Source organism: Sphaerochaeta associata, assembly GCF_022869165.1.
Lineage (GTDB): Bacteria > Spirochaetota > Spirochaetia > Sphaerochaetales > Sphaerochaetaceae > Sphaerochaeta > Sphaerochaeta associata.
Genome location: NZ_CP094929.1, coordinates 588,647 through 600,449, shown reverse-complemented (window position 1 = coordinate 600,449; position 11,803 = coordinate 588,647). Strand labels below are relative to the sequence as shown.

Below are 11,803 nucleotides of genomic sequence, written 5' to 3'. Positions count from 1 at the left end.
GTTTACCCTTTCACCCCTGACGCCGAAAGTCCTCCAACGATGTATCGCTGTAAAATGATGAACAAGATGATGATCGGGATGATCGACATGACCGAGGCTGAGAGAATGCTGCTCCAGTCGACGCCATTGAATCCAATGTAATTCTTGATTGCAATCTGAATGGTGTACTTCTTCTGGTCGCTCAGGACAAGCAACGGCAGGATGTAGTCATTCCAACGCCACATGAAGCTGAAGATGGCAAGCGTGACCGTACTTGAGGTTCCAAGCGGAAGCATGACATAGAGGAAGGTCTGTGCCTCATTGCTGCCGTCGATGCGGGCCGCTTCCACAAACGAGAGAGGGATGGACAGGTAGTGCTGACGGAACATGAAAATTCCGGTCGTCGTGGTCACCACAGGAAGAATGACTCCCCAGATGTTGTTGTACAGGCCCAGCTCGCTGATAACCGTCACCTGCGGCACGGTCAGTGTCTCGCCGGGAATCAGGGTACCCAGGAGGAAGATGCCGAACACCAAATTGGTATAGGAGACTTCTTGCCGATAGATCGCCAATGCATAACCGCACATGGCGCTGATCACCAAGGTTATTGCAGTTCCCACCACAGCCAGAAAGAGGCTGTTGAAGACATAGCCGAAAAAGCCTTCACCAATGACCTTTTGGTAATGAATGAAGGTGAAGCGGGAGGGGAACATGGCCAAAGGATAGCTGAAGAGTTCCCCTGTCTCCTTGAACGAGCTCAGAACCAGCCAAACGATGGGAAAGAGGATGGCCAGGGAGACAATCAACGTCAACGCCGAAGGGATCAATGTTTTGGAAACGCGAAGCGAAGGCTTGTTCATCGGTCACCTCCATTGCTGAACTTGAACTGGACATAGGCGATGAAGGAGAAAATTACCATGACAACCAAGGAGATGGCCGAAGCGTAGCCGTACTGCATCTGGTTGAAGCCCTTGTCGAAGATGAACTGGATGATGAAGGTGGTATTCAAGCCCGGTCCGCCTTGGGTGATACCTTGGACCAGTGCGTACTCCTTCAGCAGATTGACCGTGGAAAGCAAGGTCACCAGGAAGGTGGTGGGGGCGAGCATGGGAATGGTGATGCGTAAAAAGGTCTGCACATTGGAACTTCCATCGATGGCCGCTGCCTCATAGATGTCACGGGATATGTTGTTGAGCCCGCCGATGAAGATTACCATGTAAAATCCGGTGGAAGCCCAGTTGGAGGCAAAACTGATTACAAAAGTGGCAAGCTTGGGGTTAAGGGCCCATTGAAGCGGCTTTCCTCCAAGTAGTTGGATGACGTAATTGACCAGTCCGTACTCGGCGCTGAACATCCAGTTGATCGTAATACCGACGACCAGAGCACTGAGCAAGGAAGGGATATAGGTCAGCGTCCTTGCCAGACCTTTGATGGCAACCCGTTTGGAAGTGACCAGGCTGGCGATGAGCAGCGGAACGACGACCTTGAAAGGAAGGCTGAACAGTGTGTAGGCAAACGTCCTTCCAAGCGATTGATAGAACTTGGTGTCAGCGAACAACTCCCTGTAATTTGCCAATCCGATGAAGTTTATCGTCTTCCATCCATCGTAGTTGGTGAAGGAAAATCCCACACTCAACCCAAGCGGGACGAGGAAGAAGGTGGAAAACAGCAACAGACAGGGAGCTACGAACAGCCAGAAGGCTCTTACGTGCCGTTTCACATATCGTGTCTTCATATCATCCCCCCGGTTGGCATACAACACCTTGCTTCTTCCAATTGAATCATCCGGGCCGCCCGTACCGGACAGCCCGGATAGAACACTTAATACTTGAGATCCCAGCCGGACTTCTTGGAAAGCAGGGCTGCAAAATCATTGAGAGCCTTTGCGGCGGTGAGATCGCCGTTGACAGCCTGTTTCATGGCATCGCGGTACTCATTGTCGTAGAAGTTTCTCCACATGGAACTCTCGTCGGTGCTGAATGCATAGGTGACCTTGCCGACTTCACTCTGCAATACCTTGTAGTCTTCAGCAACCTGTGCATCTAGAGGAGAGTACGTCACGCCGACCAAGGATGAGAGACCCTTGTCGCGATTAAGATACTCCTGGAAGTTTTCCTTGGTGTAGAACCACTTGAGGAAGGAGATGGCCAGGTCCTTGTTCTTTGCATTCGCCGGTACGCCAAGACCGCTTCCACCGAGAATGGCACTCGCACTCTTTCCAACCGGTGAAGGCATGACGCCCCATTTGAAGTTCTTGATCTGGTTGTAGAAGGAGTTGTAGTTCCAGCTTCCGCTGAAGTAGATGCCTACGTCGCCGTTCTTGAAGTAGTCGGCCGGGTTGTCAGTCGTACCGCCGGCCCAGATGGCCTTGGGCATGAACTTATTGTTCCAGTCGATGAACCGCTGCAGGGCGGCGATATTCTGCGGGCTGTTGATGGCGACATCAAAACTTGCCCCGTCTTTTTCAACCATCGATCCGCCATTGGCATACATCATGTTGTCATAGCGTGCACGGGAGGCATCCATTGCCATGCCGTACTTCACACCACCCTTCTCCTTGAGCAGGATGGCATTCTTCTCCAGCTCATCAAGGGTCCAAGGCTTCTCAATCGTGGGGGCGGTGATGCCGGCACGAGCAAAAGCATCCTTGTTGTAGTACACATTGGTAATCGTGAACTGCTGCGGCAGGATGGACTTCTTGGATGACTTGTAGTCCTGGACGATGATCTCAACGGCCATAGGCTCGAAGATGGACATGTCAAAATACTGTGCCATATCAAGGAACTCATCCGGATAGAGGCGGGATAGACGAGTTGTGGTGAGAAGGTCGGGCAAATCATTGTTGCGCGCCATCAAGGGGAACTTGGTCAACTGGTCTTCGTACGGAATTACCATGACATCCAAAGTGTTTCCTGTCTCGGCAGCCCACTTCTTGAGGGTATTGAGCAGGGCATCCTCACTCGAAGGTTCCTCGCTGAGCATAACCTTCAATACCTGAGGGCCGGCAGCGGCAGCTTCTTTTGTTCCGGCAGCGAAAACCATGCCGGAGAGCAGAAGAACCATCAAGAGAATCATCGATACTTTCTTCATATCATACCTCCTACGTATGAGAAAACAAATCGAATTGGAGAGCTATGCTCTCATCTTCAGTATAAAGAGCCATAGATAGAAAACTACAACTTTTTTGCCCAATAAACCGTTTTGAGTGTGCATATCTTGCGTTTTATCGCTCCACATACCACAGATTCGTTCCAACCGGGTCAAAATTATTGTACTTGATCGTCTGTCCTTGGACCTCCAATGATGCGTCCCAGCCCCCCTCCAGACGACCGAGGGACGGGTCCTCGAATACAAACGCCTGATCTGTTGCCGACAAATCAGAATCGAGCATCGCCTTGATGAAAGATGCAAAGCTGCCGAAGCTGCACTGCGACCCCACCCTCAGCAGATAGACGGCCTTCCTGCCTGCTGCGATGAACTCACGCTCCTTGTTCGGACCGTAGCCTGCAGGCTCAAGGTATTGGGAGCAGTACACACCGACATACCCTCCATTATGCGATGCAGCAAAGAGCCAGCTGCCTCTCCTCTCAAAAGAAGCGAACTCCATGGTCGGCAGGTAGACATGGGTGAAATCTACAGGATGGGCAGGATCATTGTTGAAAACAACACAAGCAAAGTTCTCATACTGGTTCACCCGCGGCAACGTCCCGTTACCCGCCCAGTAGGATGGCCGGGCATGGCCGAATAGGTTGTGTTCGCCCGGGTGGTTAATCCATACCTGCTCGGTGGCTGAAAAGATAAGGTGGATGGGATTCTCCTGGAACCCACGCTCTCCGACTCGGAAGTTGTTGGCGCTGCTGAGCAGTGAACAGGAGGTTTTACAGACATACACATCGGCGTGTCCGTTGTAGCCGTGCGTCGACTGGCTGATAAGCGCCTTGCCTTTGGGAACCTGACAGAATTGGCGGTACTCCTGTGGAGCCTGGTAGTCGGAGAAACAGAGGGCGGTCACACCCTTGCCGGCGTGGCTGGTATTGCCGATGCCATAGCCGATCCAATTGATGAAGGATGGACAGTTGGAGTTGTTTCCGAACAACTCCTTGGGATAGGTGCGGCCGGCGGTGGTACAGAAAATCCCATCGAGTGAGTTGATTGCAAGAATGTAATAGATTGAGTCCATCGCCTTCCTGGCCAGGTCCTTCATCTCCTGATTGCTTGTCTGTGCATACAGGCTGGCAAACCCCAGTGCATCGATGGGCAGGTAGGGAGGGCTGTTCCACTCGGTGAACCCGATGGCGAAGAAGGTCTCAAACCACGGGCGCAGCAAGCCGACGGCTTTTTCCTGCATCCGGGCCCCAGTCATGCCGCTGTTGGTAAACACCTCATCCGGATACAGCTCTCCGGCGAGCAGCTGGCAGACATGGAACATAAGGGCGTGGTTCTCGCTGTAGAACCACATGGCGTCGTCACCGGGTTCATCGTGCCAGTAACGGAAATTGAGCAGGCAGTGCTTCATCTCCTCTTTCAAATCCTCGGTAACATAGGGATGGTCGGCAAAGGTTCTCAGGATATGGGGAAAATAGGAGAGATAGAAGTCACTGCAATCGCTTCGCTTGTTGATGAAGGTGATCTGACGGCGCAGGATATGCTCAAACTCATCCCTCGGTCCGTCTGCATGCAGGATTGCAACCGCACGATTTGCGTTGCGCTCTCCGTACCGGGCAAGCACCTCGAAAGCCTGTTGCTTGCGCTCATCCATGGTCGCTTTTGCCTGTGGAACCAGGGAGAGGGGGAAGTTCTCAAACGCCAGGTGATAGCTCATGCTCATCCCCTGTACCACTGCCGTTGCCTTGAACTGCAGATATCCGATGGGCAGCTTTTCGCAGGGCCCGAGGGAGCAGGTGTTCTTTCCGGGAAGAATGACCGCCGTAGTCTCGTAGAGATCTCCGACCATGAAGTTCTCTTCGGTGGCTCCGATAAGGTGGATCTCAAGAGTCTGATGCTCATACGGATTGGGACAGAACAATTCGACCTCGCCTTTCCGTACATGATTGCTCCTGCAACTGAGGTTTCCCAACGCTTCCTCCACCGCCAGAACCAGAGCGGCATCGCACTCGCCGATGGGCAGCTTCTGGACAAGTCCTTCACAGTCTGAATCCAGGGATAGAGAAAAGGAACAATCGCTGTCACGCTCTGCAAACTCATCCCAGAACACCACCACTTCGTTCTCACCCACTTTCAGCGGGAGCACAATGTGTGTCTGCTGCATCTGGTTTCTCAAGTGCGGAGTAAACGAAGCCACCAGGTTTTCATTAACCCAAATTCTGGCTCCTCCACAGACAGAGAGAACGCAACCGACATCCCTCTGCTTTTGTGAGTCGAGGTAGGTGATTGCTGTTGCACTGATCCACGTAGGATTGGGATAGAAGCCGGAAAGTGAGAGCACCGGGTCGTTGAAGGGAAAACGGGCTGAAAGCTGATGAGCTGTCCCGTCGATGAGGACTGATCCTCCAGCCTGTTTTTCGATGAACGTTGGATAGGATTCAATGGCCTGTCTTCGCTGCTGGACAAAGGTTTCCCTCACGGGATTCACATGCGTTGCCGCACCCACCGAGCCTTCCCAGACATTCGCCTCTTTTTGAATGACTACGGCTTCACCCCTGACAGGTTGTGTATGCGTTTCACTGACGAGAAACCGATTGATGATGCCGCCTTGCTGTAATGCATAGGTAAGATATTGCATGGATGGTCCTCCCACATAGAGAAGTATATGCCCGCTTTATTGCAAGAACCACGTATTTCTTGCTGAGAAATATATTCGAGCTTGCATTTCATGCGTTTTACAGTAGGATGGGAGCATGAAGTACGAAAAATTGGACATGCTCTTCAATGAGTCCTTGGTCATCAAGGTCAATCAGGTGGATGATCCTGTCTTTTATGTCTTCGATTATCAGAAACGCCATTTGAATATGGAGTTCCAGCACTTTCACACCTACTATGAGGTGTATGTCCTGCTCGACGATGCTGCGACACACATCATCGAGGGTGAATACTTTTCCTTGCAACGTGGCGACATAGTGCTGCTCAAGCCGATGTGCCTGCATAAGAGTCTCTACCCGGAGCACGAGAGTTCGAAGTCTCGGCTTGTAATTGCCTTTCAGTTCCCGATTCCCATCGGGTTTGAGCGACAGACGGAGCGACTGCTCTCCTTGTTCGAGGAGAAGATTCCCATCTATCGGTTCGAGCCGACCATCCTGCAAGGCATCATCAAGCTTTTCAATGAAATCTACCTGATGGGAACAAGCAGCATTCCCGGCTCGGATTTGATGATCCACAACACCTTCCAGAGGATTCTCTGGATCATTGCCACCAACAGGAAGGCCAATCGCTATACCAAGCAGGAGATTGTCGACTCGATCACCCAGAAAATCTACGAAGTCACCAGCTACATGCACAGCCATTTCGAAGAGGACCTGCCGCTTGCCGACATAGCCCTCAAGTTCTCCATAAGTCCCTTCTATCTCTCAAGGCAATTCAAGGAGGTGACCGGTACGACCTACATCACCTACCTTCAACTGGTTCGGGTGCGTAATGCACAGAACCTGTTGCTGTACAGCACTACCCCGATCAGGGATATCTGCTCACGATGTGGATTTTCCTCATTCAGTCAGTTCAACCGTGTTTTCCACAAATACTGCAACATGAATCCGACTGAGTTCAGAAAGGATGTGAATCACCAATCACTACTGCTTCTTCGTCAGTCCGACCCCGAGCGTAATGCCCATGCATCGCTGCCCAGGATATTGCAGACCCCCGAGGAGCAGGAAGGAAAGCGATCAGCGATGCTTCGCTGAATTTCAAGTCCGAATCATCCTACAAGGTTATTCCAGCATCCTCAAGGTTATCCACTGATTGTTGTTTCTTGTAATAACGAACCGCATGCCTCATCATTCCTTCCTGAGTGTAGAACGGGTCTTCAGACTCCAAAGGAAGTATTACGCTGTGAGTACATGTTGCACTCTTATACATGGCACTGATCAGCTCGACTGCATTACGCCCATCCTTTGATGTCACACAAGGAGTTCGATCGCTGAGAACAGCCTGCACTACATCCTCAATCTGGGCTGCATGCCGTTCCTTCTCAAGCATCGGCAGGGTTTCTACAAACCTGTTCAGCTCCCGCTCCTGTTCCAAGTTCGGCTCAAGAAATCCATTCGGCCGCTGTTTGCATGCCTTGACCATCCAAGGAATACCTACTGTAGCCTTTTCACAAGCGAAGAAAAATTCCTGCTTCTCATCATGGTCGACCAAAGCAGCGTCAACCTGGGCGAGCATTCCTGGATACGTTAGTATTGAAAGAGAGAGATCCTCCACCTCCGAGTTGGTATGCGCCACATTACTCATGACTGAGTACACGCTTTGCGGCATGCCAAGGAGCCAAACCAGTATATCAATCTGGTGCACTGCATGGTTGAGCGTGCAGCCTCCACCTTCTTTCTCATAGGTTCCGCGCCACCAAAGGTCGTAATACTTCGAGCCTCTCCACCACATGGAGTTGACGCGAGCCAGCAACACCTTGCCGAGCTTGCCTCCTTCAATCAAGGCTTTCATGCGCATCGTATCGGTTTTAAAGCGGTTCTGCGAAACGATGGAAAGCATTTTTCCGCTCTCAATCTCGGCTTTCATCATAATGTCGCACTCAGCAAGAGAAGGCGCCATAGGCTTCTCACACAGAACATGTTTACCGGCTCTGAGAAAATCAACCGAAACCTGACAGTGCAGTGAGGGAGGAAGGCAAATGGAGACCAAGTCAATGTCTTTCCGATCGAGCAACTGGTGATAATCTTCCACTTCAACCAAATTGCCTAGCATATATTGTTGTTTCAGGCTCTCCATCTTCTGGGGATAGATGTCGCAAAGGCAGCGAATCTCACACTCCTGTCCCAACGCCTGATACCCCTCGACATGCGCTTTAGAAATACCGCCACAACCGATGACGGCCACTCCAAGTATGTGCATAGCTGCTCCTTGCATCATCAGTATAATGATTAACGGAAAATCTGCAATAAAAAGAGAAGGGAGGTCTCCCTTGAAACACCTCCCATACTCCACGGATACATTCACTACATTCGATCCTGCTCCATCCGCTTGAGCACCTCTTCAAGGGTTCCCCGGAAGACTCCGGGCTTCTCCATCTTCAGACTGCACAGTGCAGCAGCAAAGCGGGTGGACTCTGCTGCATCGTGGTCCTGCCTCCATGCGAGGTAGGCGGCAAAGGTGGTATCACCCCGTCCGGTCCGCCCGCTGTTGTTGACGTTGGTGAATGGAGCAGTATGGATGTTCCCCTGATGGCAGACCATCACCTCGGTATTGTGCGTGAGCATCACCTCCTGGGCCCCCCAGGAGTATAAGAGACGGGCGGCCTCCTGTCGGTTATCCAAGCCGGTGAGTATCTTTGCCTCGGCGGCATCGGTCTTGAAGTAGGTAATATAGGGAAGCAACTCCTGCTTGCGCCGCCAGTCCTTGAAAACAAGATTTTTCTGTTCATCCAGACACCGAAGCACCCCTTGGGCGTCGAGGGCGACTTTGCCCCGCTTGGAAAGCGGCAGGACCAAGGAGTCGGGAATTTCACCGCCGAACAGGCCGGCAAGGTGGTAGATGGAGGCCTCTGCCTGTACTTCCTCGAGGGTGAAAGGATCAGCCTGGGAGAGCAGAATCACCTCGCGCCTCTCCTTGTCTGCAGTAAAATAGGTGTTCTTGATCGATGTACTCTCCCTGGAGGGCAATACATCCCAGTCCACCAGCGGATGCTCAAGGTCCTTGAGGATGTTGAGGTCCTTGGCCGCAAGCTTGGTGATCACCTTTACACGCTTGCCTGCAGAACCTGCAGCAAACGAGGAGTAGACAACAGCCCCTCCCACGATGTCCTGTCGTACGTTCTGATGGTCGATCAGAACATCCTGGGAGATGTGGCCCAGCATCAAGATGTCATAGTTCATTCTTTATTTCTCCATCGGCAGCACATGAAGGCTGCGGTCCTTGAATGCCAATCCGACTTTGTGGCCTTGGGTGAATATCGGGTGATACTGAGGATCGGCCACCTCAATCTGAAGTACGGTATGGTCGGGCAGCTCCACCTCATAGAGCATCTGCGAGCCGAAGTAGACAGAGTTGACAACCACTCCTTCCACCAGTTCCTCATTGGGGTGTTCAGGAAGAATCGACTCCGGCCTGGCAACGATGAGCACCTCATCCCCTGTCTTGATTTCCTTGTTCCAACGTGGTGCAACGATCTTCTTGCCCAAAAACTGCAGAACCAACTGTTCTGATTCCACCGAATCCACAACCGCCTGCAAAAAGTTCGCCTTGCCGATGAACCCGGCGACAAAACGATTGACCGGGTGGCTGTAGATTTCGGCTGGGGAGCCCACCTGCTGAATCAGTCCTCTATCCATGATCACAACCTTGTCGGAGAGCGTCATCGCCTCCTCCTGGTCATGGGTGACATACACACTGGTGATCCCCACCCGCTGCTGCAGTTTGCGTATCTCCAATCGAGTGGAAACACGGAGCTTGGCATCAAGATTGGAAAGCGGCTCATCGAACAGCAGCACCTTCGGCTCCATGACCAAGGCCCTGGCGAGGCTGACACGCTGCTGTTGACCGCCGGAAAGCTGGCGGGGTTGTCGGTCTCCCAGATTCTCCAGGCCGATCAGGCGCATGATATCCTCTACCTTGCGTTTCACCTCATCATTGCTCTCTTTTCGGATTCTCAACCCATAGGCGATGTTCTCAAAAACCGTCATATGCGGAAACAGTGCATAGTTCTGAAACACCATCGCAGTCGGACGTTTGTTCGGGGGAATCTGATTCATGCTCACCCCGTCGATATACACATCACCTCCGGTGGGTGTATGAAAACCCGCAATCATCCTGAGGGTGGTGGTCTTTCCGCATCCCGAGGGACCGAGCAAGGTCACCAAATCGCCCTCTTTCACCTGCAAATTGATATGGTCGACGGCAACTACCTTGTCCGCATCGTTTCCGAAGGACTTCGTCAAATCTTTCAACTCCAAATATGCTTCTTTCATGGCTTCTCTTCCTATTCAATGATTGAGGTGGATTGCATGCCCCTGCCCATCTTGTCTGTTACAAACTTGATCAGGCCCAAGGCGAGCAAAACGATGGCGATCAGCAGGAGGCTCATGGCTGCAGCCTGAGCATACTGACTATTGTCTACAAACCCGAGTACGGCGACGGTGATGAAGTTCCACCGACCCGAGACAACGAAGATGATGGCACTGATGGCGGTCATCGAACGGACGAAGCAGTTGGCCAAACCGGAAAAGAACGCCGGGGTGATCATCGGCAAGGTGATCTTTCGGAACGTAAGACCGCTGTCGGCGCCTAAATCAATCGAGGCCTCCTCGATGGAAGGGTCGATCTGTTCGATGGCGGCAACCCCGTTTCGAATGCCGACCGGCAGGTTTCTAAACACCAAGAGAGCCATGATGATGAAACCCGTACCGGTAAGGGTGATAGGCATCAAGGGAGAGGGAGTATTGAAGGCAAGAATATAGCCGATACCTACAACGGTTCCGGGAACCGCAAAGGTCAGCATGCTGGAGAACTCCATCGCATTGCGCCCGAAGAACTGCTTGCGGGTGATCAAATAGGCGATGAACATGCTCAAAATTCCGGTGATCGGAGTGATGATGGCCGAAATGTAGAGCGAGTCGATGATGTAGTTCTTTCCCACACGCCACATCTGCACATAGTTGCGCAGTGTCAGGGTGGAGTCGACGCCCCACAGTTTCTGGAATGAACCCCAGACAACCATGCTGTAAAACAAGAGTACGATCAGGGCAAACAGCATGCAAAACGCATAGACCGGATACTTGATGTACCATTCAAGATTCTTGATGGTTGCCGATGTAGGCTTGCCGGTAACCGTGACATACGACTTCTTGGAAAGCAGGTACTTCTGCAGGTAGAAGGCGACGACGGTGGGAACCAAAAGCAGGATGGCCAGCGTCGATCCACGGGCAAGGTCATACATGCCGGTGATCTGCAGATACGCCTGCACCGAGAGAACGGAAAAATCCCCGCTTAGAATCATGGGATTGCCGAAATCTGCAAGGGACTGGATGAACACCAGGAGCCAAGCACTGACGATGCCCGGAGTGGCCAGTGGCAGGATGATGGTCTTGAAAATCTTAATCCTGGAGGCCCCGCAATCCATGGCGGCCTCTTCAAGGGCCGGATCTATTGCCTGCAGCACCCCGACTAAGGCAAGAAAGGCCGTCGGAGCGTAGGCGATCACCTCAACAATGGTAAGACCGGTGAGGCCGTAGATGTTTCCGATCGCACCTGCAAATATCCCCGATCTACCAAAGAGCAGTATACAGGCAAGAGCCACGACAAACGGAGGACTTACCATCGGGAAGGTTGCAATCAAGCGGAATGCACCTTTCGCCTTCATAGGGGTCCTGGTGATGGCATAGGCGAATACAAAGCCGACCAATGTTCCAATGGTTGCCACCAGGACTCCAAGAATCATTGAATTGAAGAGCGGCTTTATATAGTACGACTGCCTGAGAACATCACTGTAGTTCTTCAGGCTGAAGTGCCCGTCGTATGACAGGCTGGTCTTAAACACCTGATAAATCGGGAAAATGACAAAGAGAATCAAGAGATAGAAAATTACAAGGATGGAAATTAGCAAGAACGGTTCCTGTATCAGTTTCTTTATCTCATTGATGCGCTGAATAGTGCTGCGGCCCTGATGTTTCATCACCTACCTCTTTACAGCAAGGTGCAACCC

Annotated in this window: 9 protein-coding genes; 1 reads left to right on the top strand and 8 read right to left on the bottom strand. The window is 51.9% G+C overall.

The genetic code is table 11. From position 1 onward, the window contains the following. Window positions 1–2: 2 nt before the first annotated feature. The 4 genes from MUG09_RS02760 to MUG09_RS02745 all read right to left on the bottom strand — a co-directional run bounded on the left by MUG09_RS02760 (window position 3) and on the right by MUG09_RS02745 (window position 5,722). A complete protein-coding gene (locus tag MUG09_RS02760; RefSeq protein WP_244773337.1) occupies window positions 3–839 on the bottom strand; it encodes a carbohydrate ABC transporter permease in 837 nt (278 codons plus the stop codon). Next, a complete protein-coding gene (locus MUG09_RS02755) occupies window positions 836–1,714 on the bottom strand; it encodes a carbohydrate ABC transporter permease (protein WP_244773335.1) in 879 nt (292 codons plus the stop codon). The genes MUG09_RS02760 and MUG09_RS02755 overlap by 4 nt, the downstream gene beginning before the upstream one ends. Before the next feature lie 86 nt (window positions 1,715–1,800). Beyond that, the gene (locus MUG09_RS02750; protein WP_244773333.1) at window positions 1,801–3,069 is read right to left on the bottom strand and encodes an ABC transporter substrate-binding protein; all 1,269 of its coding nucleotides are present in this window, start codon (window positions 3,067–3,069) and stop codon (window positions 1,801–1,803) included. Window positions 3,070–3,202: 133 nt separating this feature from the next. Then, window positions 3,203–5,722 (bottom strand): hypothetical protein, encoded by a 2,520-nt coding sequence (locus MUG09_RS02745; RefSeq protein ID WP_244773331.1) that lies wholly within the window; start codon window positions 5,720–5,722, stop codon window positions 3,203–3,205. 115 nt (window positions 5,723–5,837) lie between these two features. Here MUG09_RS02745 and MUG09_RS02740 point away from each other — a divergent pair, with 115 nt between their 5' ends. After that, a complete protein-coding gene (locus MUG09_RS02740; RefSeq protein ID WP_244773329.1) occupies window positions 5,838–6,833 on the top strand; it encodes an AraC family transcriptional regulator in 996 nt (331 codons plus the stop codon). Window positions 6,834–6,852: 19 nt separating this feature from the next. On the opposite strand, the gene MUG09_RS02735 is transcribed toward MUG09_RS02740, so the two are convergent. The 4 genes from MUG09_RS02735 to MUG09_RS02720 all read right to left on the bottom strand — a co-directional run bounded on the left by MUG09_RS02735 (window position 6,853) and on the right by MUG09_RS02720 (window position 11,773). After that, on the bottom strand, window positions 6,853–7,998 hold the full coding sequence (locus MUG09_RS02735; RefSeq protein WP_244773327.1) for a Gfo/Idh/MocA family protein: 1,146 nt from the start codon (window positions 7,996–7,998) through the stop codon (window positions 6,853–6,855). Between the two features lie 104 nt (window positions 7,999–8,102). Beyond that, a complete protein-coding gene (locus tag MUG09_RS02730) occupies window positions 8,103–8,978 on the bottom strand; it encodes a PfkB family carbohydrate kinase (protein WP_244773325.1) in 876 nt (291 codons plus the stop codon). Window positions 8,979–8,981: 3 nt separating this feature from the next. Next, window positions 8,982–10,070: an ABC transporter ATP-binding protein gene (locus tag MUG09_RS02725; protein ID WP_244773323.1), complete on the bottom strand. Its 1,089-nt coding sequence runs from the start codon at window positions 10,068–10,070 to the stop codon at window positions 8,982–8,984. Window positions 10,071–10,081: 11 nt separating this feature from the next. Beyond that, entirely contained in the window at window positions 10,082–11,773 is a 1,692-nt protein-coding gene (locus MUG09_RS02720; protein WP_244773321.1) for an ABC transporter permease, read from the bottom strand. Window positions 11,774–11,803: the final 30 nt, after the last annotated feature.